The sequence below is a fragment of the Actinospineispora acaciae DSM 45401 genome, assembly GCF_000620785.1.
Classification (GTDB): domain Bacteria; phylum Actinomycetota; class Actinomycetes; order Mycobacteriales; family Pseudonocardiaceae; genus Pseudonocardia; species Pseudonocardia acaciae.
The window spans coordinates 385050-410645 of the sequence record NZ_JIAI01000005.1 but is presented as its reverse complement, the minus strand read 5'-3'; the positions used below and the strand labels follow the sequence as shown (position 1 = coordinate 410645).

General features: G+C 71.8%; 23 protein-coding genes. 9 read left to right on the top strand and 14 right to left on the bottom strand.

Annotation, left to right across the window (positions count from 1 at the left end):
- Window positions 1-8: 8 nt before the first annotated feature.
- Window positions 9-1421, bottom strand: a complete 1413-nt coding sequence (boxB, locus tag N912_RS0124995) for a benzoyl-CoA 2,3-epoxidase subunit BoxB (RefSeq protein WP_028924541.1) — start codon at window positions 1419-1421, stop codon at window positions 9-11.
- Window positions 1422-1426: 5 nt separating this feature from the next.
- Window positions 1427-3115, bottom strand: coding sequence for a 2,3-epoxybenzoyl-CoA dihydrolase (gene boxC / locus N912_RS0124990; RefSeq protein WP_028924540.1), 1689 nt, complete (start codon window positions 3113-3115; stop codon window positions 1427-1429).
- A 223-nt stretch (window positions 3116-3338) separates the two neighbouring features.
- On the opposite strand from boxC, the gene N912_RS0124985 reads away from it, so the two are divergent.
- The 3 genes from N912_RS0124985 to N912_RS0124975 are packed head-to-tail and all read left to right on the top strand — an operon-like array spanning window position 3339 to window position 7609.
- The gene (locus N912_RS0124985) at window positions 3339-3899 is read left to right on the top strand and encodes a cupin domain-containing protein (RefSeq protein WP_084211171.1); all 561 of its coding nucleotides are present in this window, start codon (window positions 3339-3341) and stop codon (window positions 3897-3899) included.
- A gap of 44 nt (window positions 3900-3943) precedes the next feature.
- The gene (locus tag N912_RS0124980; RefSeq protein ID WP_028924538.1) at window positions 3944-7108 is read left to right on the top strand and encodes a carboxyl transferase domain-containing protein; all 3165 of its coding nucleotides are present in this window, start codon (window positions 3944-3946) and stop codon (window positions 7106-7108) included.
- A gap of 57 nt (window positions 7109-7165) precedes the next feature.
- Complete coding sequence (locus N912_RS0124975) at window positions 7166-7609, top strand: SRPBCC family protein (RefSeq protein WP_028924537.1); 444 nt, start codon at window positions 7166-7168, stop codon at window positions 7607-7609.
- Here N912_RS0124975 and N912_RS0124970 read toward each other — a convergent pair.
- The 3 genes from N912_RS0124970 to N912_RS0124960 form a co-directional block, all read right to left on the bottom strand.
- Complete coding sequence (locus tag N912_RS0124970) at window positions 7606-9132, bottom strand: class I adenylate-forming enzyme family protein (RefSeq protein WP_028924536.1); 1527 nt, start codon at window positions 9130-9132, stop codon at window positions 7606-7608. The genes N912_RS0124975 and N912_RS0124970 overlap by 4 nt on opposite strands.
- Window positions 9133-9137: 5 nt before the next feature.
- Window positions 9138-10121 carry a phosphotriesterase family protein gene (locus N912_RS0124965; RefSeq protein ID WP_028924535.1) on the bottom strand — a complete coding sequence of 328 codons (984 nt, stop codon included), beginning with the start codon at window positions 10119-10121 and terminating at the stop codon, window positions 9138-9140.
- Window positions 10122-10246: 125 nt separating this feature from the next.
- Window positions 10247-10714, bottom strand: a complete 468-nt coding sequence (locus tag N912_RS0124960) for a MarR family winged helix-turn-helix transcriptional regulator (protein WP_028924534.1) — start codon at window positions 10712-10714, stop codon at window positions 10247-10249.
- An 86-nt stretch (window positions 10715-10800) separates the two neighbouring features.
- On the opposite strand from N912_RS0124960, the gene N912_RS0124955 reads away from it, so the two are divergent.
- Window positions 10801-11172 (top strand): VOC family protein, encoded by a 372-nt coding sequence (locus tag N912_RS0124955; protein ID WP_028924533.1) that lies wholly within the window; start codon window positions 10801-10803, stop codon window positions 11170-11172.
- Here N912_RS0124955 and N912_RS0124950 read toward each other — a convergent pair.
- Complete coding sequence (locus N912_RS0124950; RefSeq protein WP_051580732.1) at window positions 11156-13324, bottom strand: tetratricopeptide repeat protein; 2169 nt, start codon at window positions 13322-13324, stop codon at window positions 11156-11158. The two genes, N912_RS0124955 and N912_RS0124950, sit on opposite strands and share 17 nt — an antisense overlap.
- Window positions 13321-13656 (bottom strand): hypothetical protein, encoded by a 336-nt coding sequence (locus tag N912_RS0124945; protein WP_028924531.1) that lies wholly within the window; start codon window positions 13654-13656, stop codon window positions 13321-13323. The genes N912_RS0124950 and N912_RS0124945 overlap by 4 nt, the downstream gene beginning before the upstream one ends.
- A gap of 57 nt (window positions 13657-13713) precedes the next feature.
- On the opposite strand from N912_RS0124945, the gene N912_RS0124940 reads away from it, so the two are divergent.
- Window positions 13714-14847 carry a DNA cytosine methyltransferase gene (locus N912_RS0124940; protein WP_037066312.1) on the top strand — a complete coding sequence of 378 codons (1134 nt, stop codon included), beginning with the start codon at window positions 13714-13716 and terminating at the stop codon, window positions 14845-14847.
- 77 nt (window positions 14848-14924) lie between these two features.
- On the opposite strand, the gene N912_RS0124935 is transcribed toward N912_RS0124940, so the two are convergent.
- Window positions 14925-16253, bottom strand: coding sequence for an amidase (locus tag N912_RS0124935; RefSeq protein WP_028924529.1), 1329 nt, complete (start codon window positions 16251-16253; stop codon window positions 14925-14927).
- Between the two features lie 206 nt (window positions 16254-16459).
- Between N912_RS0124935 and N912_RS0124930 the strand changes: the two genes are divergently transcribed.
- On the top strand, window positions 16460-17062 hold the full coding sequence (locus N912_RS0124930) for a hypothetical protein (protein ID WP_028924528.1): 603 nt from the start codon (window positions 16460-16462) through the stop codon (window positions 17060-17062).
- A gap of 312 nt (window positions 17063-17374) precedes the next feature.
- On the opposite strand, the gene N912_RS0124925 is transcribed toward N912_RS0124930, so the two are convergent.
- From N912_RS0124925 to N912_RS54465, 4 genes are all read right to left on the bottom strand, one after another.
- Window positions 17375-17647, bottom strand: coding sequence for a DUF6295 family protein (locus N912_RS0124925; RefSeq protein ID WP_028924527.1), 273 nt, complete (start codon window positions 17645-17647; stop codon window positions 17375-17377).
- A gap of 7 nt (window positions 17648-17654) precedes the next feature.
- Window positions 17655-18395, bottom strand: a complete 741-nt coding sequence (locus tag N912_RS0124920; protein WP_028924526.1) for a dienelactone hydrolase family protein — start codon at window positions 18393-18395, stop codon at window positions 17655-17657.
- Between the two features lie 61 nt (window positions 18396-18456).
- Complete coding sequence (gene ppgK / locus N912_RS0124915; protein WP_028924525.1) at window positions 18457-19236, bottom strand: polyphosphate--glucose phosphotransferase; 780 nt, start codon at window positions 19234-19236, stop codon at window positions 18457-18459.
- 3 nt (window positions 19237-19239) lie between these two features.
- On the bottom strand, window positions 19240-20103 hold the full coding sequence (locus N912_RS54465; RefSeq protein WP_037066309.1) for a helix-turn-helix transcriptional regulator: 864 nt from the start codon (window positions 20101-20103) through the stop codon (window positions 19240-19242).
- 96 nt (window positions 20104-20199) lie between these two features.
- Between N912_RS54465 and N912_RS0124905 the strand changes: the two genes are divergently transcribed.
- Window positions 20200-21267, top strand: a complete 1068-nt coding sequence (locus N912_RS0124905) for an aldo/keto reductase (protein ID WP_028924524.1) — start codon at window positions 20200-20202, stop codon at window positions 21265-21267.
- 16 nt (window positions 21268-21283) lie between these two features.
- On the opposite strand, the gene glgA is transcribed toward N912_RS0124905, so the two are convergent.
- Window positions 21284-22441, bottom strand: coding sequence for a glycogen synthase (glgA, locus tag N912_RS0124900; protein ID WP_028924523.1), 1158 nt, complete (start codon window positions 22439-22441; stop codon window positions 21284-21286).
- The gene (gene pgm, locus N912_RS0124895) at window positions 22438-24087 is read right to left on the bottom strand and encodes a phosphoglucomutase (alpha-D-glucose-1,6-bisphosphate-dependent) (protein ID WP_028924522.1); all 1650 of its coding nucleotides are present in this window, start codon (window positions 24085-24087) and stop codon (window positions 22438-22440) included. The genes glgA and pgm overlap by 4 nt, the downstream gene beginning before the upstream one ends.
- A gap of 134 nt (window positions 24088-24221) precedes the next feature.
- On the opposite strand from pgm, the gene N912_RS0124890 reads away from it, so the two are divergent.
- Both N912_RS0124890 and N912_RS0124885 read left to right on the top strand, forming a co-directional pair.
- Window positions 24222-24749 (top strand): DUF6879 family protein, encoded by a 528-nt coding sequence (locus N912_RS0124890; protein ID WP_028924521.1) that lies wholly within the window; start codon window positions 24222-24224, stop codon window positions 24747-24749.
- Window positions 24733-25593 carry a helix-turn-helix domain-containing protein gene (locus N912_RS0124885; RefSeq protein ID WP_028924520.1) on the top strand — a complete coding sequence of 287 codons (861 nt, stop codon included), beginning with the start codon at window positions 24733-24735 and terminating at the stop codon, window positions 25591-25593. Before N912_RS0124890 ends, N912_RS0124885 begins: the two co-directional genes overlap by 17 nt.
- Window positions 25594-25596 lie beyond the last annotated feature (3 nt).

Here is a 25596-nt window from a genome sequence, read left to right as displayed (position 1 = left end):
CAAAACGGTCAGGGCAGATGAACGTACTCGTAGTCGAACGGCTTGCCGTTGATGCCGTTGATCGGCGGGGCGATCCAGCTGGCGATCTTGCCGGGCTCGTACACCGGGCGCATCAGGGACTGGACGTGCGCCTTGTCGGCGTCGGTGGGCAGCCACTTGTGCCGGCTGGCCTCCCAGGCGTCGGCGCCGACGACCTGGCCGGCGGGCGTGACGTGGTGGTCGGAGAAGACGCCGACCTGGCGGTTGAAGCCGACGTGCGGTAGATACAGCCGCCGGTCCACGCCGGCCTTCTCAAGAACGCGGTTCCAGCGCTTGAGCCCACTCTGGCAGTCCTTGACGTACTCCATGCGCAGGTCGTGGTTCAGCGCGAGCAGCGCGGACACCTCGTCGGTGGCCAGCTCGCCGTCGCGGACCACCTCGACGTGCGCGGCGTCCTCGGTGAGGATGTGGTCGTCGCGGCGGCGCTCCTCCTGCCAGCGGCCCTTGAGGCCGGCGGTGAAGTAGTTCGCGGCGTTGGTGGAGCGCTCGGAGCCGAACAGGTCCAGCGACACCGAGTAGTGGAAGTTGATGTAGCGCTGGATGACGTCCAGCGGGATGCCGCCGTGCGGGCCGACCTCCTCGGTGTCGTGCTCGAGCATCAGCTCCGCGGAGCGAGCGACCACTCGGTCGACACCCGTGGTGCCGACGAACATGTGGTGCGCCTCCTCCTTGAGCATGAACTCGCAGGTCCGGGAGAGCGGGTCGAAGGCGGACTCCTTCAGCGTGCCGAGCTGGTACTTGCCGTCCCGGTCGGTGAAGTAGGTGAACATGAAGAACGACAGCCAGTCCGGCGTCTCCTCGTTGAACGCGCCCAGGATGCGCGGCGAGTCCAGGTCACCGGAGTTGCGGTGCAGCAGCGCCTCGGCCTCCTCGCGGCCGTTGCGGCCGAAGTAGGCGTGCAGCAGGTAGACCATGGCCCACAGGTGCCGGCCTTCCTCCACGTTGACCTGGAACAGGTTGCGCAGGTCGTACAGGGACGGCGCGGTCTCGCCGAGGCGGCGCTGCTGCTCCACCGAGGCCGGCTCGGTGTCGCCCTGGATGACGATCAGGCGCTGCAGGTCCGAGCGGTACTCGCCGGGCACCTGCTGCCAGACCGGCTCGCCCTTCTGCTCGCCGAAGGCGATGCGCCGGTCGGCGTTGCGCTCGGCCAGGAAGACGCCCCAGCGGTACTCCTCCATGGCCACGTGGCCGAAGTGCGCCCAGCCCTCCCGGCCGACGTCCACCGCCGTGCGCAGGTAGACGTCCTCGGTGGGCAGCGCCGGGCCCATGGTCGTCCACCAGGTCAGGAAGTTGGGCTGCCAGGACTCCAGGGCGCGCTGCAGCTTGCGGTCGCCGGCCAGGTCGACGTTGTTCGGGATCTTTTCTGTGTAGTCGATGGACATCTGCGTCACACCCGTTTCCGGTCGAAGTCGGCGCGGCGGCCGGTGCCGTAGCGGCGCAGCGCGCCCTCCGGACCCGACGCGTTCGGCCGTATGAAGATCCAGTTCTGCCACGCGGTGAGCCGGGAGAAGATCCGCGACTCCATGGTCTCCGGGCCGACGAACCGGTGGTTGGCCTCCATGCCGGTCAGCGCGTCCGGGGACAGCGACGCGCGCTCCTCCAGCATGATCCGGATCTCGTCGTCCCAGTCGATGTCGTCGTACGCCTCGGTGACCAGCCCCAGCTCCGCCGCCTCCGCCGCGGCCAACCAGTGCCCGGTCTCCTGGCGCAGCTTGGCCAGGTAGTCGTCGTCGCCGTAGCACCGCGAGCCCAGCCGGGACAGCCCGTTGGACATCGGGAACGCGCCGAAGTTGGACTCCGACAGCACGACCTGGGCCGGCTCCTGGCCCTCTTCATCGGAGTCGAGAACCCCGTCCAGCATGTACTGGCGGTCGCAGGCCAGCGCCAGCTCCAGCAGCGCGCCGGCGAAGCAGGAGCCGGGCTCGATCAGCGCGACCAGGCTGCGGGAGGTGACGTCGAGGCGCTTGAGCACGCGCTTGAAGTAGTGCCGGACCTCGACCGCGAGCCAGTCGTCCCGGCCGTGCTCGGCGAGCAGGCGCTCGAACGCCAGCGCGTCCGCCGCGTTGCCCCTGGTGCGGATCACCCAGGTGCCCAGCTCCAGCTCGTTGGTCCGCAGCCACAGGATCAGGTCGTCCAGCTCGCGGGTCATGGCCAGCGCCCAGAACTCGGCGCCCTGCTCGTGCATGCCGGCCACGGTCTTCGGCGGCGGGCCGTCCGGCCCGTGCACGGTGATCTCCACCAGGCCGCGCGCACGGTCCAGCCGGGCGTGCACGTGCCGGTAGCGGATCTCGTCCTCGCCGTGCTCCGGGGCCAGCGGGGGCAGCGTGATGCCGCGCGCGCCGGTCGGGCGGGAGGAGCGGGCGGCGGCCTCGGCGGCCCGTTCGGCGACCTTCTCGTCCCAGGAGCGCTTCGGGATGACCTCGTCGACCAGCCGCCACTCCACGGCCTGGCGCCCGCGCACGCCCTCGGCCCTGGTGGCGAACACGTCGGCGCGGTCCTTGCGGACCCTGCGCTTGTCGGTGACCCTGGTCAGCCCGCCGGTGCCGGGCAGCACGCCGAGCAGCGGCACCTCGGGCAGCGACACCACGCTGGAGTTGTCGTCGATGAGCAGGATCCGCTCGCAGGCCAGGGCCAGCTCGTACCCGCCGCCTGCGGCGGTGCCGTTCAGCGCGGCCAGGTAGGTCTGCCCGGAGTTCGCGGTGGCGTCCTCGATGGCATTGCGCGTCTCGTTGGTGAACTTACAGAAGTTGACCTTCCACGGATGGCTGGACTGGGCCAGCATCCTGATGTTCGCGCCCGCGCAGAAGTTGCGGTCCTTTCCGCTGGTCAGGACCACCGCACGGACCTCGGGATGCTCGAACCGCAGCCGCTGGGTGGCGTCGTAGAGTTCGATGTCCACGCCGAGGTCGTAGGAGTTCATCTTCAGCTCGTAGCCGGGCACCAGCCCGCCGGCCTCGTCGACGTCCAACCGCAGGTACGCGATCTCACCGTCGAGATCGAGCTTCCAGTGGCGGTAGCGCTGCGGATCCGTCTGGAACGACACCGGCCCGGCCGGCCCCGAGGTGGGGACGCTCATCCTCGTTTCGCCTCCCCGCGCTTGCCGCGGCGCACCGATACGCCACGTCCCGAACGATGAGATAACAGTCTACAAATTCCTCGGTAGCCGTCAAGCTCTTGTAGAAGATTGTTGACGACGACAGGATTTGATCACCCGGTGGGTGCCGATCACGGAAGTCGCTCGCCGAACGGGTACAGAATGAAAGGGACAGCACACGCGTACCGCCAGCCTGGGAGGATCCATGTCCGGCCCGTCATCGGTGTCCCACGACTCGGGCGAGTCGGCAGCTGCCCCGCCCGACGGGGCCGCCGGCGACCCGAAGGCGCCCGACCAGGCGATGATCGTTCGCGCCGCCGACGCGGAGACGTTGGAGACCGCGTCCGCCCGGATCCGGCTGCTCGCCGACAGCGGGGCCACCGCCGGGGCGCTCAGCACGCAGCGGGTCGAGCTGGGCGTGGGCGCCGACGGGGCCACGCCGCACCTGCACCAGATCTCCAGCGAGCTGCTCTACGTGCTGTCCGGTTCGCTGGACGTGCTCACCGGCGACCGGGTGGTCACCTGCACCGAGGGCGACCTGCTGGTGATCCCGCCGGGGATGCCGCACGCGTTCGGGGCAACGGCCGGGCACCCCGCCGAGCTGCTCATCGTGCTCACCCCGGGCGTGGAGCGGTTCGAGTACTTCCGCCACCTGGGCCGGATCGCGCGCGGCGAGGTGGCCGCCGAGACCCTGTTCGAGTCCCAGGAGCTCTACGACACGCACTTCCTGGTCAGCCCGCCGTGGCGGGCTGCCCGCTCGCGGTAGCCACTCACGGGGCGACGGGGGCGTATCCGCCGTACAGTCCGGCCGTGCCCGTGACCCGGCTGCTGGTGGCCAACCGAGGCGAGATCGCCGTCCGGATCCAACACGCCGCCGCCGCGCTCGGCCTGCCGACCGTGGCCGTGCATGCCGCCGACGAGGCGGGCGCAGGGCACCTCGCGCGTTCGGGTGCCGCCGTGCCACTGGCCGCCGCCGGGCCGGCCGCGTACCTGGACGCCGCCGCGCTGGTGGCGGCGGCACGGCGGTCCGGGTGCGACGCCGTGCACCCCGGGTACGGGTTCCTGGCCGAGAGTGCCCCGTTCGCCCAGCGCTGCGCGGACGCCGGGCTGACCTTCGTCGGTCCGTCACCGTCCGCGCTGGGGTTGTTCGGGGACAAGACGCGCGCCCGCTCGCTGGCCGCCGGGCTGGACATCCCGGTCGCGGCCGGCACCGGCGTGCTGGCCGGGGCGGACCCGGACGCGGACCTGGCCGTGGCGCGGGAGTTCCTGGCCGGTCTGGGTCCGGGCGGAGCGGCGATGGTCAAGGCGGTGGCCGGCGGGGGTGGTCGCGGCATGCGGCCGGTGGCCGGCGCATCGGACGACCTCGCCGGCGTGCTGGCACGGTGCCGGTCGGAGGCGCGGCGGGCGTTCTCCGACGGCGGGCTGTACCTGGAGCGGCTGCTGCCCCGCGCGCGGCACGTCGAGGTGCAGTTGCTCGGTGACCACGCCGGTGCGGTGGCGGCGCTGGGCGACCGGGACTGCAGCGCGCAGCGGCGCCGGCAGAAGCTGGTGGAGATCGCCCCGGCGCCCGGGCTGTCGGACGGGACGAGGGCGCGGCTGTGGGACGCGGCGGTGCGGCTGGGCGCCTCGGTGGACCGGCTCGGGCTGGCCACCGCGGAGTTCCTGGTCGACGGCGATGAGTTCGTGTTCCTGGAGGTCAACGCGCGGCTGCAGGTCGAGCACACGGTCACCGAGGAGGTCACCGGGCTGGACCTGGTGGAGCTGCAGCTGCGGGTGGCCGGTGGCGGCACGCTCGACGAGCTGGTTCCCGGGCGCCGGCCGCTGCCGAGGGGCGTGGCGGTGCAGGCCAGGGTGAACGCGGAGACGCTGGATCCGACCGGCGAGGTGCGCCCGGCCGGCGGCACGCTGACCCGGTTCACCCCGCCCACCGGCCGGGGGGTGCGGGTGGACACGGCGGCCACCGTGGGTACGGAGGTGAGCGCACGCTACGACCCGCTGCTGGCCAAGGTGATCACGGTCGGCGCCGACCTCGGCGGGGCGCTGGCGCGCGCCGAGCGGGCGCTCGCGGAGTTCGGCGTCGCCGGCATCCCGAACAACATCGGCCCGTTGCGCGCGCTGCTCGCCCACCCGGGGCTGGTGGACGGCCGGCTGCACACCACGTTCGTCGACGAGCACATGGCCGAGCTGGTCCCACCCGCGCCTCAGACGTCCGCCCCCGGGCACGGCACCGTCGTCGCGCCCAGGCAAGGCGTGGTGGTGGAGCTGCCGGCCGGCCCCGGCGAGCACCGCGCCGACGGCGCCGCGTTGGCGGTGCTCGAGGCGATGAAGATGGAGCACGAGGTGCCCGCGCCCGGCCCGGTCACCGTGCGCACGGTGCTGGTCAGCGTCGGCGACACGGTCGCGGAGGGCGCCCCGCTGCTGGTCGTCGAACCGTCCGACGGTCCCGCTACGGACGCGCGGGCCGGCACCGACCACGACCCGAACCGGATCCGCCCGGACCTGGCCGAAGCCGTCGAGCGGCACCGGATCGGGCTGGACGAGGCGCGGCCGGCCGCCGTGGCCCGCCGCCGTGACGCCGGCCGGCGCACCGCGCGGGAGAACCTGGCCGAGCTGTGCGACCCGGGCACGTTCGTGGAGTACGGCGCGCTGGCCATCGCCGCGCAGCGCCGCCGCCGCGAGCTGGCCGACCTCATCGAGCGAACCCCGGCGGACGGGATGATCACCGGGATCGCCCGGGTGGACGGGCTGCGCTGCGCGGTGATGTCCTACGACTACACCGTCCTGGCCGGCACCCAGGGCTTGCAGAACCATCGCAAGACCGACCGACTGCTCGACCTGGCCCGCCGGGAGAGGCTGCCGGTCGTGCTCTTCGCCGAGGGTGGCGGCGGGCGGCCGGGCGACACCGACTCCAGCGGGTTCACCGGGCTGGACATCACCACCTTCCGCGCCGCCGCCGAGCTGGTCGGCCAGGTGCCGACGGTCGCGGTGGTCGGCGGCTACTGCTTCGCCGGCAACGCCGCGCTGGCCGGGGTGTGCGACGTGCTGATCGCCACCGAGGGCAGCAGCATCGGCATGGGCGGTCCCGCCATGATCGCCGGCGGTGGCCTTGGCGAGGTCGCGCCCCAGGACGTCGGGCCGATGTCCGTGCAGGTGCCGAACGGCGTGGTCGACCTGCTGGTGAAGGACGACGGCGCGGCCGTGGCCGCCGCCCGCCGCTACCTGTCCTACTGCGCCGGCCCCGCGCCCGCCCCGCACCGGCACGCCGACCAGCGCCGGCTGCGCCACCTGGTGCCGGAGAACCGCGTGCGGACCTACCCGATCCGCCCGGTGCTCGACACCCTGTTCGACAGCGGCAGCGTGCTGGAGCTGCGCGCCGGGTTCGGGGTGGGCATCCGCACCGCGCTGGCCCGGCTGGACGGGCACCCGGTCGGCGTGCTGGCCAACGACCCGATGCACCTGGGCGGCGCGATCGACGCCGACGCGGCCGACAAGGCCACCCGGTTCCTCGGCATCTGCGACGCCTACCGGCTGCCCGTCGTCTCGCTGTGCGACACCCCGGGGTTCATGGTCGGCCCGGATGCCGAGCGCACCGCGACGGTCCGGAAGTTCGGCGCGATGTTCGTGGCCGGCGCCCGGTTGCGCTCGCCGCTGGCCATGATCGTGCTGCGCAAGGGTTACGGGCTGGGCGCGATGGCGATGGCCGGCGGTGGGTTCCGGTCGCCGGTGCTGACCGCGAGCTGGCCGACCGGCGAGTTCGGCGGCATGGGGCTGGAGGGATCGGTCCGGCTCGGCTACCGGGCGGAGCTGGATGCGATCGCCGACCCGGCCGCCCGCCAGGCCCGCTACGACGAGCTGGTCGCACAGGCCTACGAGCACGGCAAGGCGCTGAGCGTGGCCACCGTGTTCGAGGTCGACGACGTGATCGACCCCGCCGACACCCGCACCGTGCTGACGCACGCGCTGGCGCACCCGTGAATGCTATGACGGCCCTAGCCACTCACGGGTCTGGCGGCGGCGGGCAGGATGGACGGCATGGGACAGGTAAGCGTCACCGCGCAGCGAGTGGTCCACGGTTCGGTCGATCAGGTGCGGGCCGCGCTGGCCGACTACCAGAGCACCCGACCGAAGATCTTGACCGAGCACTACAGCGAGTACGAGGTGCGGGCCGGTGGCCACGGCGCGGGCAGCCAGGTGCACTGGAAGCTGGCGGCCACCTCGAAGCGGGTCCGTGACCAGTTGATCGAGGTCAGCGAGCCGGACTCCGCGCTGGTGGAGACCGACCGCAACTCCAGCATGGTCACCACCTGGACGGTCAGCCCGGCGGACGGCGGGCAGAGCAGCGTCCAGGTGCACACGGTGTGGAACGGGGCCGGCGGGATCGGCGGCATCTTCGAGCGCGCGTTCGCCCCCGGCGGGCTCCGGCGGATCTACGACGGCGTGCTCACCAACCTCGACGCCGTGCTGCGCTCCAGCTAGCCCGCCGGCCAGGGGGTCTCGTCGCGGAGTTGGCGTTTGAGGATCTTGCCGCCGGGGTTGCGGGGTAGCGGGGTGTCGCGGACGACGACGTACTCGGGGATCTTGAAGTCGGCCAGCCGGCCCGACAGGTAGGCGCGGACGGCGGCAGGGTCGGCCACGGCGCCGGGGGCGGAGACCAGCACGGCGCCGACCTTCTCGCCCATCACGTCGTCGGGCACCCCGACCACGGCGGCGTCGGCCACCCCGGGCGCACCGGCCAGCGCGTTCTCCACCTCCACCGAGTAGACGTTCTCGCCGCCCCGGTTGATCATGTCCTTGGCCCTGTCCACCACGTAGACAAGGCCCTGCTCGTCCACCCTGGCCAGGTCGCCGCTGCGCAGCCAGCCGCCGGCGAACGTGTCGCGGGTGGCGTCCGGCTTGTTCCAGTAGCCGGCGACCACGTTCGGGCCTCGGATGAGCAGCTCGCCGACGCCGTCGCGGTCCACGGCGTCCAGCGCGAGGTCCACCACCGGCGCGGCGAACCCCACCGAGTCGGCGTGCGAGGCCGCCCACTCGTGCGGCAGGTAGGTCGAGATGGAAGACGTCTCGGTCAGCCCGAAGCCGTTGCCCACCCGGGCGTTTCCGAACCGCTCGGTGATCCGGCGCACCAGGTCGGGGGCGATCGGCGCGCCGCCGTAGGAGATCCTGCTCACCGCGCTCAGGTCGTAATCGCGGAGGTCGGGCTGCATGAGCGCCAGCGCGTAGATCGCCGGCACGGACACCAGCAGGTTGATCCGTTCGTCCGCGATGGTGCGCAGGAAGGTGCGCACGTCGAAGCTGGGCATCACCACGGTGGTGCCGCCGAGCGCGAGCTGGATCAGCAGTTGGCTGTTGCAGCCGGTGACGTGGAACAGCGGCACCGAGACCAGGTTGCGCAGGGCGGACCCCTCCGAGGGATCGATGCCGGTCACCCGCACGGCCGTCTCGATGTTGGACAGGAAGTTCTCCTGGGTCATCATCGCGCCCTTGGGACGCCCGGTGGTGCCGCTGGTGTAGAAGATCGCCGCCAGGTCGGCGTGGGTGCGGTCGGGCACGGCGGTCGGCGGGCCCGCGGGCAACGGCTGGCCAGGGCGCAGCACCACCGCCGCGCCGGAGTCGGACAGCACGTACTCGATCTCCGGCTCGGCGAACCGGGTGTTCACCGGTACGGCCACCGCGCCGGCCAACTGCGTGCCGAGGAAGCCGACCACCCAGTCCAGCCCGGCCGGCAGCAGGTTTGCCACCCGGTCGCCGGGGCGCACGCCCTCGTCGGCGAGCCCGCCGGCGACCCGCGCGGCTCGGTCCCACAGCTCGCGGTAGCTGAGCCGCTCGTCCTCCCGACCGACCTCGACCAGCGCCTCGGCGCGCGGGTCGCGCTCCACGGAGTCGCGGAACATGGTCACCAGCGAGCCGGGCAGGCCCGCGTAGTGCGAGACGCCCAGCTCGTCGCGGACGATCCCGGCGGTGTCGAACGGCGCCCGCCCGCGCGGAAGTGGTGTCCTCACGGCCCTCACCCCGCCGGCGTGAAGTACCGCCTGGGGTTGTCCACCAGCATGGTGGTGATCTGGTCCTCGGTCACGCCGAGCTCGCGCAGCGCGGGCAGCACGTCCTTGCTGATGTGCAGGTAGTGCCAGTTCGGCGCGGCCTGCGCGACCGCGGCCTCGGCGTGCTCGCCGGAGAACCAGTCCATGTAGCAGGCGGTGTCGTGGGCGAGCACTATCCGGTCGGCGTAGCCCTGGCCGCACAGCGTGGCGATCGCGGCCACCCGCAGCTCGGTGGGCAGGTAGACGTCCAGCCCGAACCGGTCGCAGCCGATGGTGGCGCCCTGGTCCATGATCCACTTCAGGTAGTCGAGGTCGTCGGTGTCGCCGGCGTGTCCGATCACCACCTTGGTCAGGTCCACGCCGTGTTTGGAGTAGAACTCCAGGGCCAGCCGGCCGGTCTGCAGCGCGGCGTTGGTGTGCACGGTGATGGGCGCGCCGGTCTGCTGGTGGGTCTCGCAGACGGCCTCCTGCACCCGGGTCTGGTCGGGGGTGAGACCGGCCTCCTCGACGACGCACTTGAGGAACGCGGCCTTCACCCCGGTGTCCGCGATGCCCTCTCTGATGTCGCGCACGAACATCTCGGTGAGCACCTCGGGGCCGTTGAGCAGGGTGCCCGGACCCCGGTAGCGGAAGTAGTGCGGCAGCCGCTCGTAGATGTAGATCCCGGTGGCGGCCACGATGTTGATGTCGGCCTCCGCGTTCACCCGCTGCACCCTCGGCAGGTACCGCCCCAGCCCGAGCACGGTCGGGTCGACGATGGTGTCCACGCCGGCCTGCTTGAGCGCGGTCAGCTTGACGATCGCCTCGGCGACCCGTTGCTCCTCGTCCCACCAGTCGCCGCCGTAGTTCTGCATCACGTCCGGGGTGAGCACGAAGACGTGCTCGTGCATCAACGTCACGCCGAGCGCGTCGAGCTCGATCGGACCGCGAACCGTCTCGACCCTCGCCATGGCTGTACCTCCCGGAGTTATGAATTGAAAATCATCATGGTGTCGCGCTTGACAGCGGTCAATGGACCCGCCGTCGCACGCGCTTGGTCTCGGCGCCGGCAGGCGCCCTGACCCATGTGCGCGCGTCAGCCCTCCGGATCGGCCACCGCGCGCTCGTACGCCCGCAGCGCGTCGACGACCACCTTCCGCTGCTCGGCGGTGAGCGGGGCGAGCACCTGGCGCCACGCCACGGCCCCGCGCGCCAGCCAGTCCTCGATCGCCGGGCGGCTGTCCTCGGCGATGCCCACGATCCGCCGCCGCCGGTCGGCCTCGTCCTCGCGGCGGTCCAGGATGCCCTTGCGGCTCAGCTCGGAGACCATCAGGCTCACCGTGGTCGGCGCCACCTCCAGCCGCGTGGCCAGCTCGTTCACCGTCATCGCCCCGTCGAAGAGCAGGTAGGACAGCATCGAGAGGTGCCGGGGCGCGAGCGAGAGCGACCGGAACCGCTCGGGCACCGGGATCCGCTTGGCCCGCCCCACCATCCTCGGCACCAGCAGCAGCAGCGCGCGGGTCGCGTCGTCGACGCTCAGCCCGGTCTCCGTCTCGGTTGACATGCCACTACCCCTTTGAGTACAAATACCCTTTGCTTTCAAAGCAAAGTCAGTCGTGCACGCCGGACCCTACCGAGCGGAGAGCAGAGATGACCATCGTGCTCAACCACACCATCATTCGATCGCGTGACAAGCGGCGGTCGGCGCGGTTCTTCGCCGACCTGCTGGGGCTGCCGGTCGGGGCGCCGACCGGACCGTTCGTGCCGGTCCAGGTCAACGAGGACCTGACCTTCGACTTCGACGACCGGTTCGAGTTCCTGTTCGGGCACTACGCGTTCCTGGTCGACGACCAGACGTTCGACGCGGTGCTGGCCAAGCTGGAGGGCTCGGACATCGAGTTCGGCTCGGGCATCGGGCCGGCCGGCAAGGACCGCACGATCAACCACCGGAGCGGGGGGCGAGGGGTGTACCTGCGGGATCCGGACGGTCACAGCTACGAGCTGTTCACCGCCGTGCCTTAGCGATCCACTCGGCCAGGTCGCGTTCGGTCCGGAGGGTGTCGGGGTGGTCCGGGCCGAGCAGCTCGCGCCGGTCGGCCAGCAGGTCGGTGTACAGGCGGACGGCACCGGCGGCATCGCCGGCCCGTCCGCGCCAGGCCGCCACCCCGTGCCGGGCCAGGTAGGTGTCGGGGTGGTCGGGTCCGAAGACCCTGGTCATGTCGGCGACCAGCTCGGTGAGCGCGGCGGCAGCGGCGGCCGGATCACCCGCGTCGCCGCGCCAGCGGGCCAGGCTGAGGCGGTTGCCGAGGGTCTCGCGGTGGTCGGGCCCCAGCACCCGGGCGCTGTCCGCGACCAGCCGCTCGAACTCGGCCACCGCGCCGGCCGGGTCTCCGGTGAGTCCCAGCCAGCGCGCCAGTCGGGAGCGCGTGACGAACGTGTCGTGGTGGTCAGGGCCGAGCGCGCGTTGGACATCGGCGAGCAGCTCCCGGTACGCGGCGACGGTGCCGTCGCCGCCTCCGGCGTCGCCTTCCCACCTGGCCAGCGAGCTGCGGGCGAGCAGGGTCTCACGGTGGTCGGGCCCGAGGACCCGGGTCCGGTCGGCGACCAGCTCGCGGCAGGTGTCGGCGGCGCCGCGCGGGTCGCCGGCCAGCCCTTGCCAGCGCGCCAGGCTGGCCCGGTTCAGCAGCGTCTCCGGGTGGTCCCGCCCGAGCACCCGTTCCCGGTCGGGCAGCAGGTCGGCGAGCGTGGCCGCCGCGGCCGCCGCGTCCCCGGCGGCGCCCAGGGCGGAGGCGAACCCGTGCCGCCCGTTGAGCACGTCGGGGTGGTCGGCACCCAGCGCGCGCCGCCCGTGCCGCAGCTGCCGGCGCCAGAGCGCGACGGCCTTGCGCGCATGGCCGCTGTCGATCAGGCTGGCGGCCAGCCTGGGCAGCAAGGTGTGCCCGCGCGGCCGCCACAGCAGGTCCTCGCCCCGCCCGACCAGGGCTTGGGCGTTCGCGCGCAGCATCTCCGCGGCCCGGTGGTCGCGCTCGACGTCGGGCCAGATCTGGATGAGCCCGTCCGCGGCCGCCCAGACCGCGCCGGCGACCTCGGTGCGCTCCAGCACCGCCCGCTGCACCAGCGCATGCATCCGTACGCCGTCCGCGTCGATGCCGACCAGGTTCAGCCGCGCCAGGTTCCGCAGCGCGTCGTGGCAGTCCCGTCCCGAGACGTCCTCGCCCAGGTACCGGGCCACCGGCTCGGACTCGACCAGCTCGGCGGGGAACCCGTTCGGGTCCAGCACGGCGCACACCCGCAGCAGCGGCTTGGCCAGCCCGCGCGGCGCCAGCTCGTCGGCGGCCTCGATGGAGATCGACCAGGTTGCGGCCACGGTGGAACGGTAGTCGTCGGCCAGCGCGTCGGCAGGGAAAAGCTCGTCCAACCGCCGCCGCTCGGCGAGCCTTTCCCGGTAGCCGGCGCAGGTGTCGTCCCGGTCCTGGATGAAGGCGGCGGCCTGGGCCAGCGCGAGCGGCAGGTATCCCAGGTCGCGGGCCAGCTCGTCGGCCTGGTCGAGCGGGCGGGCGTCCGCGAGCTTGGCGGCCAGGAAGCCGCGCGCCTCGTCCGGGGTGAACAGCCCGACCTCGATCCGGTGCCGGCCCCGCGCCGCGAGCACCGCGTCCCGGCGCCGGGTGGTCACCACGGTGTGGCCACCGGGGCCGTCCGGCCAGAGCTCGCGCAGGTCGGCCGGGTTCGACAGGTCGTCGAGCACCACCAGCCAGCGGCGGTCGGTGCGCTGCAGCCAGGCCCGGAACCAGTCGGCGGCCGCCTCGACCTCCGAGGGCACCGCGCGCCCGATCTCCCGCGCCGCCCGCGCGTAGCCGGCCAGCACCGAGTCACGCCCGGTGGCGGTCAGCCAGAGCACCAGGTCGGCCTCGGCGTGCCCTCGGGCATGCGCGGCGGCCAGCTGTGACTTGCCGACGCCGCCGAGCCCGGACAGCACCCGGGTGGCCGCCGTGGAGCCGGCCAGCTCGGCGGACTCCCGGCGGCCGCCCTGGTAGCAGTCCGCGAGCGCGGGCACCACCCCCACCCGCACCGGCCAGGCGACCTCGGCGGACTCGCTGACGTAGACGTTGATCTGCGTGCCGTGATCGCCGGCCTGGACGCCCCTGGCGCCACGCGCGTCGACGGGCTGGGTCATCCGAACTTGTTGATCTGCGTGCCGTGATCGCCGATCTGCACGCCCTGCGCCTTGCGGGCGTCCACCTGGTACTTGCCGCCCTGGTCAAGCAGCTCCAGCAGCCGCCGCGCCGCCGACACCAGCTCCTCGTCCGCGCCAGCGTCCACCGCTTCCAGCTCGGCACGCAGCTCCTCGGCCGGACGGTCCAGCTCCTTCGGCCGATCCCCGAACCGCCGCGTGACCAGGCCCTTCAGCCCGCCGTACGCGTCCTTCACCGCCTGCGTCGCGGTGCCCTGGGCGCCGGCCGCCGCGCCCGCCGCCAACGCTTCGACGATCAGTGAGACGGAGTCCATCGCGCCATCCTCCCGTATCTCCCGGCCGCGCGGGCGACATCCGGCTAAGGTCCGCTGGTGCCCGCTCCCGAGCTGACCAGCGTCGAGCTGTTCGGCGGTGGTGGCGGGCTGGCGCTGGCCATGCACCGGGGCGGGTTCCGGCACCTGCTGGTCAACGAGCTGGAGCCTCGGGCGTGCGAGACGCTGCGCCACAACGGCGGCCGGGGCTGGCCGCTGGTGCCCGGTGACGTGCGCGGCATCGACTTCACCGAGCTGGCCGGCCGGGTGGACGTGGTGGCCGGCGGGGTGCCCTGCCAGCCGTGGAGCCTGGGTGGCGCGCACCGGGGCGCCGAGGACCCGCGCAACCTGTGGCCGGAGCTGTTCCGCTGCGTGCGCGAGACCCGGCCCCGTGCGGTGCTCGCGGAGAACGTGCGCGGCCTGCTGCGGCGCTCGTTCCGTCCGTACTACAACTACATCCTCGGGCGACTGGCGCTGCCGTTCGAGCGCCGGGTGAACGGCGAGGACTGGCGCGACCACGACCGGCGGCTGCGCAAGGCGCTGGCCGGTTCGCGCACCGACCCGACCGAGCGCTACGACGTGTTCTGCCTGCCGGTGAACGCCGCCGACTACGGGGTGCCGCAGGTGCGGCAGCGGGTGTTCGTGGTCGCCTTCCGCCGCGACCTGGACCTGGCCGACTGGCGGCCCCCCGAGCCGACCCACTCCGAGTCCGCGCTGGTCCGCGCCCAGGCCGACGGTTCGTACTGGTCCCGCCACGGCCTGCCGCCCCAGCCCGTACCGGCGCCCGCCGATGGTGCCCGCCTGAAGCCGTGGCGCACGCTCCGGGACGCCATCGCCGACCTGCCCGAGCCGCCCGGCCCCGCGCGCGTCGAGCACCCGGACTGGCTGCACCACTACGGCTGGCCGGGCGCGCGGGTGTACAAGGGCCACACCCCGAACGAGCTGGACCGCCCGGCCAAGACTGTCAAGGCCGGCGTGCACGGGGTGCCCGGCGGAGAGTCCGTCCTACGCCGCGACGACGGCTCCATCCGCTACCTCACCGTGCGCGAGGTGGCCCGGATCATGACCTTCCCGGACACCTGGTGGCTCGCCGGCCCCCGAGGCGAACAAATGCGCCAACTAGGCAACGCCGTCCCCGTGGCGCTTGGCGAGGCCATGGCCCACGCCGTAGCCACCGCCCTCCGCGCCCGGTGATTGGCTCGCACACCCACTTCGTACCCCGCACACGCGTTCCAGTGCGTGTGCCAGGCACGAAGTGGTTGTGCGGGTCCTCAGAAGAGCTGCTCGGCGGCGGTCAGGAGGAGTTCTTCGGAGTTGGGTGGGGCGATTAGTTGGATGGCTACCGGCAGGGCGTCGACCAGGCCGGCGGGGACGCTGATCGCGGGCAGGCCGAGCACGCCCCAGGCGCTGGTCATGGACAGCAGCACGGTCCTGCCGTCGATCTCCTCGCCGTTGACCCGGATCGTGCGGGCGCCCAGCGGCGGCGCGACGACGGGCACGGTCGGGAGGGCGAGCACGTCGTGGTCGGCAAACAGCGAACGGACCGCGCTCAGGGCGCTGTCGCGGGCGGCCAGTGCGCGGCGGTGGTCGGCGTCGGTGACCCGGGCGGCCAGGCGGATCCGTTCGAGCACCTCGGGCTGGTACAGCTCGGGGGCGGTGGCCACCCGCTCGGCGTGCAGCCTGGTCACCTCGGGGGCGTGCATGCCGAGGTACGCCTCGCCGATGTCGGCGGCGTTCGGCAGGGTCACCTCGGCGGCCCCGGCCAGCTTCTCGTCGACGACGGCCGCCACCGCGTCGTCCACCGGCCCGAAGCCGTCGGTACGCAGCCGCGCGATCTTCGCCCGTCCGGTTGCGGGCGAACCGCCGCCCGCGATGCCCGGCCCGGTGCCGGCCAGCACCCGCCAGAACAGCCGGCAGTCGTTCGGCGTGCGGGCCATCGGGCCGACCGTGTCCAGCGACTCCGCCAGCGGGAACACGCCCTCGGTGGACACCGCGCCGTACGTCGGGCGCAACCCCACCAGCCCGCACAGCGCGGACGGCAGGCGGACCGAACCGCCCGTGTCCGTGCCCACCGCCAACGGCACCATGCCGGCCGCCACCGCCGCCGCCGAACCCGCGCTGGACCCGCCGGTCATCCGCTCCGGGTCGTGCGGGTTGGTCGCGGCGCCGTTCGCGGACACATCACCGAACCCGCCGTAGGCGAACTCGTGCGTGGTCGTCTTGCCGATCACGATCGCGCCGGCCGCCCGCAGCGCGGCCACGCAGGCGGCGTCGCGGTCCGGCACGTTGTCGGCGAAGTGCCGCGAGCCCATCGTGGTGCGCAGGCCGGCGGTGTCCACGATGTCCTTCACCGCCACCGGGATGCCGTGCAGCGGCCCCCGGTCGGTGCCGGCGGCGAGCTCCTCGGCCGCGGTGCGGGCGGCCGCGCGGGCGCCTTCGGCGTCCACCGTGACGTACGCGTTGAGCACCGGGTTCAGCCGCTGCGCCTCGTCCAGCGCGCGTTCGACCAGGTCACCGGGCGAGCAGCGGCCGGCGCGCAGCTCGGCGCCCAGCCCTTCGACGTCGTGATCGGCGAAGTACCCGGGAGAAACCGGCCGCATATGTCGTCCCCTCACGCGCGCAAACGATTGGCCCAATCGATTGGGCACCATGCAACGCGCGTCACAGCGCACTGTCAAGACCACCCCGGGGACAGCGCCGGCAACCCCCGTTGGTCGAGGTCGAGCAACAGTATGTGACGCGCCGTCCCACCGAGGGAGGATGTCCGGCAGGATCACGGTGTGACGCCACGACTCGGGGGTGACCGATGAACATTCGCGAGGTCATCGAGGGCTTGCGGGAGGTTGCCGACCGGCTGCCCGACGGCATGGACAGCCAGGTGCGCATCCACGTCTGTCACGGGCACGACTCGGGCACGCTGATCAAGTCGATCCAGGTCGACTCGATGGCCGAGCAGAACCGGGAGACCTTCGAGATCATCGATGCCTACGCCATCGTCCAGGGCCATCCGCACCTCGACGACAGGCCGGGCGGCTCCACGCTGCGCCCGGTCACCATGGACATCGAGAAGGTCGTGCAGCGCTGGGCCGATGAGGGCCCCGGCGACGCACCGAAGGAGCCCGACCCCAGCAACCTGCCGAGCATCGACTACACCGAGGACCCCGAGACCGGCGTCCGCTACATCCTGCTCCGCTCGCAGGGGGTGATGTACGTCAAGATGGAACTGGACGCCAACGGCAAGATCCGTTATCTGCCCGGCTCACCGGACGCGGTGGCCGCCGGCTGCACCTGCGATCCGGAGCGCAACAACCACGGCGCCGGCATGGCGGACCTCGGCGAGGGCGGCGGCGTCCAGTTCGTGTACCGCAACAGCTGCCCGCTGCACCAACACGTCCGCTGGCCCAACTGACCGGTCGACGGCCATGTGCTCTCGATGTATGCACAGATATGCATTCAATGTGCACGAGCGCCATAGCCTCGTCGCATGACTCACTTCTTGAGCACGCTCAGCGACAGGCTGATCGATCGGATCGTCCCGAGGACCCAGGCGTCGGCCCAGTGCCGACCGCGTTGTGAGTGCGAACATATCGGTGCCCATACCCGGTGGTGCTGCCTCTCACCGACCTGCGAGTGGAGCTGCCACTCCGACCAGTGCTGAAGCCGCCCACCCGAGCGCCGATTGCGACCAGTCGCGGTCGGCGCTCCTCGCGTGCTCGGCCCGTTACTGGTCCTTGGAAGCGATCTTGGGCGGGGCCGAGGCGATGGCCTGGTGGATGGCGTCGGCCAGGGCCAGCGCGGACTCCTCGGTCAGCTCCATGGCGACCCGGGCGGACGGGCCGATGCCGGGGTTGAGCAGGTCGATGTTGACGGTGTGGGTGTACGGCGCGTGCACGGCGTGGTCCACGTAGACGATCGCCTCGCTGGCGCCGAACCAGCCGCGCGCGCCCTTGCCGCTGCCGTCGACGGTGATCTTCTCGGTCAGGTACGTGCACATCAGCTGGTCACCCCAGGTTCGTGGCGAAGAAGTCGAGGATCCGGCGCCAGCCGTCCACGGCGGCCTCCGGACGGTAGGCCGGGCGGTCCACCGAGAAGAAGGAGTGGCCGGCGCCCTCGTAGGTGTGGAACTGGTGCGCCTTGCCCAGCCGGGACAGCTCGGCGTCCAGCTTGGCGACCGACTCCGGCGACGGGTACTGGTCGTCGGCGCCGAACAGGCCGAGCAGCGGGCAGCTCAGCTCCGGCGCCAGGTGCAGGATGGGCTGCATGTGCTTGGGCATGTTCGGCGGCGGGTCCTCGACCACGAAGGCGCCGTAGCAGTCCACGGCGGCGTCCAGCCGCAGCGAGCAGGCCGCGAGGAACGTGTGCCGCCCGCCCGAGCAGTAGCCGATGACGCCGACCTTGCCGTTGGCGCCGTCCAGCCCGCGCAGGTGCTCTGCCGCGCCGGCCACGTCGCCGACCAGGCGCTCGTCGGGCACCCCGCCGGCCGCGCGCACGGTGGCCGCAGCGTCGTCCGGGTCGGCTCCGGGAGCCTCGCGGGAGTAGAGGTTCGGGCACACCGCGTTGTAGCCCTCCGCCGCGAACCGGCGCACGATCTCCTTGTTCTCCCGGTCGAAGCCGGGCATGTGGTGGATGACCACCACGCCGCCGCGCGGGCCGCCGCCGACCGGGTGGGCCAGGTACGCCTCGATCGGGTCGCCGCCGTGGCCGGCGATGGTGATCGTCCCGGCCGTCATGGCATCGGTCATGCTCATCCGAGACCCTCTCGACAAGTAGTTAGCAGAACTAGCGAAACCGTACTCGGGTCGCTCAGTGCTTGTGGTGGTGGCGCTTGCCGGCGTGTCCGAGCTGCTCGGCGGCGAGCACGGCGGCGCCGACGATCCCGGCGGTGTTCAGCAGCGTGGCGGGCACCAGCTCGGTGCGGGCCTGCACCAGGGGCAGCCATTTCTCGGCCTTCTTGCTCACCCCGCCGCCGGCCACGATGAGGTCCGGCCAGACCAGGTCCTCCACGTGCCGGTAGTACCTGGTCAGCCGGGCCGCCCAGTCCTCCCAGGAGAGGTCCTCGCGCTCCCTGGCCGACTCGGCGGCGCGCGACTCGGCGTCGTGGCCGTCCAGCTCCAGGTGCCCCAGCTCGGTGTTCGGCACCAGCCGCCCGTCCACCACGATCGCCGAGCCGATGCCGGTGCCCAGGGTGGTCACCAGCACGACGCCCTTGTGCCCGCGCGCCGCGCCGAACCGCACCTCGGCCAGGCCGGCGGCGTCCGCGTCGTTGACGACCAGCGGTTCGCGGCCGGTCGCGGCGCGCAGCAGCTCGTGCGCGTCGGTGCCGATCCAGGACTTGTCCACGTTGGCCGCCGTGCGCACCATGCCGTGCTGCACCACCGCCGGGAACGTGCACCCGAACGGCCCGTCCCAGCCGAAGTGGTCGAGTACCTCGCGCACGGTCTTCGCGACGGCGTCCGGGGTGGACGGTTGCGGGGTGGGCACCCGGAACCGCTCCTTGGCGAGCTTGCCGTGCTCGAGGTCGACGGGCGCGCCCTTGATCCCGCTGCCGCCGATGTCAACGCCGAAACCTTGCTTATGCCCCATGCCTCACCCCAGGCCGGCCAGCGCCCGGTCGCCGGCCTCGCGGGCGATCGCGTCCAGCGCCACCCTGGACTCGGCGTCCGCGCCTCGGTAGATGACCAGCCGCTGGTCCGGGTCCTGCAGCGGGGCGAGCACCTCGTAGGCCACCGTCAGCGGCCCCACCCCGGGGTGCAGCAGCGCCTTGCGGCCTCGGCCGTTCACCTTGACGTCGCGCATCGCCCACAGCCGGGCGAACTCGTCACTGTGCGCGGCGAGCTCGTCGATCAGCCCGCCGAGGGCGGCGTCCTCCGGGTGGGCCGCCCAGGCCGCGCGCAGGTCGGCGATGCCCTCCCGGATGATCAGCTCGCGGTCCCGGTAGAAGTCGCGCAGCGGCGGGTACAGCAGGCACAGCCACATCGAATTGCGCCGGTGTTCGGGCAGCTCGCCGAAGTCCAGCATCAGCCCGGCCATCTCGGGGTTCCAGGCCAGGATGTCGAACCGGTGGTTGACCAGCATGCACGGCAACGGGGACAGGTCGCCGACGAGCTGGGCCAGGGAGTCCGGGACGCGCCCGGCCCCGGGTCGTGGACGTCGTGGGCGCGCGCGCCGCTGCCCCGCGAGGTCGAACAGGTAGGAGCACTCGTCATCGGTGAGCCGCAGCGCCCGGGCCAGCGCCTCCAGCACCTCCGGCGACGGGCGCAGCCCACGGCCCTGCTCCAGGCGGACCACGTAGTCGACGCTGACCCCGGCCAGCTCGGCGACCTCCTCGCGGCGCAGCCCTGGGGTGCGGCGCGGGCGGCCGCTGGTCCGCAACGCGAAGTCATCGGGCGCCAGCCGCTCCCGGCGGGTCCGCAGGAAGGCGGCCAGCTCGCGGGTCGCGTCGTCGCTCATCGGGCTCGATATTACGGCGCGCGCGGGCCTAGGAACGCCAGTCCCAGGAAGAACCTTCCGTTTCGCGGGGTGTCGGCGCGGCCGCAGCCTGGGGCCATGACATCACTTGACACCTACCGCACGCTGGGCCGTTCCGGGCTGCGCGTGTCGCCGCTCGCGCTGGGCACCATGACCTTCGGCTCGGACTGGGGCTGGGGCTCGGACCGCGACGAGGCGCGCAAGATCTTCGACGAGTACCGGGGGCGGGGCGGCAACTTCGTCGACACCGCGAACCAGTACACCAACGGAACGTCCGAGCGGTTCCTCGGCGAGTTCACCGACGGCATCCGGGACGAGCTGGTGATCGCCACCAAGTACACCCTGAACACCCGCCCCGGCGACCCGAACGCCGGCGGCAACCACCGCAAGAGCATGGTCCGCTCGGTGGAGGCCAGCCTGCGCCGGCTGAACACCGACTACATCGACCTGCTCTACCTGCACGTCTGGGACGCCACCACGCCGGTGGAGGAGATCCTGCGCGCGATGGACGACCTGGTGCGCGCCGGCAAGGTGCTCTACCTGGGCATCTCCGACACCCCGGCCTGGCAGGTGGCGCGGATGCAGACCATCGCCGACCTGCGCGGCTGGTCATCGCTGGTGGCGCTGCAGATCGAGTACAGCCTGGTGGAGCGGACGGTGGAGCGCGACCTCATCCCGATGGCGGCCGAGCTGGGGCTGGGCGTGGTGCCGTGGTCGCCGCTGGCCAGCGGCGTGTTGACGGGCAAGTACAGCCGCGCGGACCTGGACCACGGCGGCGACCTGGCCAACCCGGTCGGCACCCGCAGGACCGTGGCCGCCGCGAACGGCGCGCTGACCGAACGCGCGCTGGACATCGCCGAGGTGGTCAAGGAGGTGGCCGCCGAGATCGGTGAAACGCCGTCGCGGGTCGCGCTGGCCTGGACCCTGCTCAACCCGTCCGTGACCGCGCCGATCATCGGAGCCCGTACCCCCGCCCAGCTCGCCGACAACCTCGGCGCCCTGGACCTCGTACTCCCCGCCGAAGCCCGTACCAAGCTGGACCGCGCCAGCGCCGTCGACCTCGGCTTCCCGCACGAGATGCTGACCCGCCCGATGGCCCGAGGCCTCATCGCCGGCGGCACCAAGCTGGACCCCGTGAGTGGTTAGCGTTGCTATGACAACGCTAACCACTCACGAGGTCCTCGTAGACGGCGACGGTGTGCGCGGCGATGGAGGCCCAGCCGTACTCCTGGACGGCACGTTCCCAGCCGGCCAGGCCCATCGCCCGCGCGCGCTCGGGGTTGTCCAGCAGTTCGTTGACGCGCTCGGCGAAGGCGTCCTCGAAGCCGCGCGGGTCGGACTCGTTGTAGGTCACGAGCAGGCCGGTCACGCCGTTGCGGACCACGTCGGGGATGCCGCCGACGTCGCTGGCCACCACCGCCGTCCGGCAGGCCATCGCCTCCAGGTTCACGATGCCCTGCGGCTCGTACACCGACGGGCAGGCGAACACGGTGGCCCCGGAGAGCAGTTGGATCACCTCCTCGCGCGGCAGCATGTGCTGGATCCAGTGCACGCCGCCGCGCGAGGCCCGCAGGTCGTCGACCAGGGAGAGGAACTCCCGGCCCAGCTCGGGGGTGTCCGGTTCGCCGGCGCAGAGCACGAGCTGCGCATCCGGGGAGAACCTGGCGGCCGCACGGACCAGGTGGGGCACGCCCTTCTGCCTGGTCACGCGGCCGATGAACAGCACCGTCGGGCGGTCCGGGTCCAGGCCGTACTTCTCCCACGCGTCGCGGGAGTCGGTGTAGGCGTAGAGCGTGGAGTCGATTCCGTTCGGCACCACGTGCACCCGGTTCGGGTCCACCGCCGGGTACACCCGCAGCACGTCCGAGCGCATGCCGTGGCTGACCGCGATGATCGCGTCGGCGGACTCGATGGCCGTCTTCTCGGCCCAGCACGACACCCGGTACCCGCCGCCGAGCTGCTCGACCTTCCACGGCCGCAGCGGCTCCAGCGAGTGCGTGGTGACCACGTGCGGGATGCCGTAGAGCAGCTTGGCCAGGTGACCGGCCAGGTTGGCGTACCAGGTGTGGCTGTGCACCAGGTCGCGGTCGGCCACGGACGCGGCCATGGACAGGTCGGTGGACAGCGTGGCCAGCGCGGAGTTCGCACCGGTCAGCGCCTCGCCCGGGGTGTGGCCGCGCGCCCCGGGGCGGTCCACGCCCCAGCAGTGCACGGCCAGGTCGACCAGGTCGCGCAGCTCGCGGGACAGGAAGTCCACGTGCACGCCCGCGCCGCCGTAGACGTTCGGCGGGTACTCCCTGGTCAGCAGGCCGACCTTCATGACGTCGGTCCCAGCGCGGCTGCCACCACCTCACGGGCTTCGGCCTGGATTCGGGCCAGGTGGTCGGGGCCTCGGAAGCTTTCCGCGTACACCTTGTAGACGTCCTCGGTGCCGGACGGGCGGGCGGCGAACCAGCCGGACTCGGTGGTCACCTTGAGCCCGCCTAGCGGGGCGTTGTTGCCGGGCGCCTCGGTGAGCTTGGCGCGGATGGGCTCGCCCGCCAGCTCGGTGGCGGTGACGTCGGCGCCGGTGAGCCTGCCGAGGCGGGCCTTGGCCGCGCGGGTGGTGGCCACGTCGACCCTGGCGTACGCGGGCTCGCCGAACCTGTCGGTGAGCTTGCCGTAGCGCTGGCTGGGCGTCTCGCCGGTGACGGCGGTGATCTCGGACGCGAGCAGCGCCAGGATGATGCCGTCCTTGTCGGTTGTCCACACCGTGCCGTCGGTACGCAGGAAGGACGCGCCGGCGCTCTCCTCGCCGCCGAACCCGATCCCGGCGCCGCCGGCCGCGTCCAGCAGCCCCGGCACGAACCACTTGAACCCGACCGGCACCTCGATCAGCCGGCGTCCCAGGTCGGTGGCCACCCTGTCGATCATGGACGAGCTGACCGCCGTCTTCCCGACCGCCGCCGTGGCCGGCCAGCCCTCGCGGTTGCGGTACAGGTAGTCGATGGCCACCGCGAGGAAGTGGTTCGGGTTCATCAGGCCGTGGTCGGCGGTCACTATGCCGTGCCGGTCGGCGTCGGCGTCGTTCCCGGTGGCGATCGTGAACTCGCTCTTGCGTTCGACCAGTGACGCCATGGCGTACGGCGACGAGCAGTCCATCCGGATCTTGCCGTCCCAGTCCAGCGTCATGAACGCGAACCTGGGGTCGGTGTCCGGGTTGACCACTGTGAGGTCGAGCTTGTGCCGCTCGGCGATCGCCGACCAGTACGCCACGGAGGCGCCGCCGAGCGGGTCAGCGCCGACGTGCAGGCCGGCCGCCCTGATCGCGTCGAGGTTGACCACGGCCGGCAGTTCGTCGACGTAATGCCCGAGGTAGTCGTACCGCTGCGTGGCCGCCTTCTCGTACGGTGTGCGGCGGACGCCGGAGAGCTTGGCTTCGAGGAGTTCGTTGGCCCGCTCGGCGATCCAGGCGGTGGCGTCCGTGCCGGCCGGGCCGCCGCTGGGCGGGTTGTACTTGAACCCGCCGTCTGGTGGCGGGTTGTGCGACGGCGTGACGACGACGCCGTCCGCGTAGGCGGCTGTGCGGCCGGAGTTGTAGCGCAGGACGGCGTGCGAGATCGACGGCGTCGGGGTGAAGCCGTCGCGGTCGTCGACCATGACCGTGACGTCGTTGGCGACGAACACCTCTACGGCCGTGCGCCAGGCCGGCTCAGAGAGTGCGTGGGTGTCCCTGCCGAGGAACAGCGGGCCGGTGCTGCCCTGGCCGGCCCGGTACTCACAGATCGCCTGGCTGGTGGCGGCGATGTGATCATCGTTGAACGTCGCGGTGAGCGAGGAGCCGCGGTGCCCGGAGGTGCCGAACGCGACCCGCTGCTCCGGTACGCCCGGATCCGGGTGTACGTCGTGGTAGGCCGCGAGCAGCTTGCCGAGGTCAACGAGGTCCTCGGCCTGCGCCGGCGTGCCCGCGCGCGGATGTACTGCCATCGCGCAACCCTAGTGCGCCCGTACCCCCGCCTCTCTTGTGCCGTAGCTAGTCAGTCACTTATAGTTAGAGAACGACTGGAGAAGTGCCCATGGACCTCGGCGGGTCGTCGCGGACGCCAGGATCAGGTAGCGCCATGGACCTCGACGACCTGATTCGAATCTCGGACGCAGCCACCGATCACTTCAGGCTAGAGACGTTGCCGCAATACCTGGTTCCGGAAGAGGTTGACGATTTCGCGGCATGGAGACGGGGCGAGCGCATACGGATCACGCCGGAGAACAATTCATGGGTGTCGGAGCTACGCGACCTCACCGCAGCCGGGGAGCACTGGTGGCGGGTACGGATCCTGGACTACCCGCTCAGCGAGTACAGCGCTTTCGAGCTGTTCGGCTACCAAGACCTTGACGCCGTCGGCCAGGAGACCTTCGTCGCCAACCGAGCCTGGCACGCCGAGCTGAGCGACCTGCACGAAGACTTCTGGATCTATGATTCAACAGCGGTACGCATGGTCTACGACGAGGAAGGACACTTTCGGCACCCCGAGCAGCGCGACGACCTGCAGCGCTACCTCGAGCTTCGAGACCGCGCACTGCGGCACGCCATCCCACTCACCGACTACCTGAGAAAGTACGAACCCGATCTCATTGCCGACCCACTCTGACGACCGCCAAGAACTCGCCGCGGGCCTGCGTGCGCTTCGGCTGGACGCAGGCCTCAGCACGACCGAACTGGCTCGCAGGCTCGGTTGGTCGCAGTCCAAGGTGAGCAGGGTAGAGCGCGACGTCACGCTGGCCAAGCCGGACGATGTGGACGCCTGGACACGGCTCCTCCACGCCGAGCCAGATCTACGGCGACGACTTGTCGCGCTCGCCGAACGGCAGGGTGTGGAACTTCTGGAGTGGAAGCGGGCGATGGCTCCAGGCCGCCGCCGGCTGCAGGAGGAGATCAACACGCTGGAAGCCGCAGCCAGCGTGATCTGGGTGTTCTCCATGGATGTGATACCTGGGCTCGTGCAGACCAAGCGGTATGCCGAGGGAATGATTCGACTCGATCACAATCCCGTTCCCTCCGAAGAGGAGATCGTCGAGTCCGCCGAAGCAAGGCTTGCACGGCAAGCCGTCCTGAACGATCCGGCGAAACGGTTCAAACTGCTGTTCGCCGAGACAGCCCTTCGACGGTCCCTCCTGCCGCGCGAGGACATGCAAGCTCAGATCGCTCGACTCATCGAGGTCACCAGGCTGCCCAACGTGGAGATAGGAGTGATTGCGTTCGCCACCCGAGAGCGGACTCAGACCTTTCATGCGTTCGCCGTCCTCGGAGATCCCGACGTCGATGACAACGCGATCGTCCTCGCCGAACTGCTGACCCGAGGTCTCACGATTCGGGCGCCGGATGAGGTGCGGGAGTACATCGCGCATTACGAGCGGTTGGCCGAGGGCGCGCTGTTCGGCGATGACCTGCTGCGGCTGCTCCGGGAGGTTTCCGAGGAGGCGCCGTGGTCATGAGCC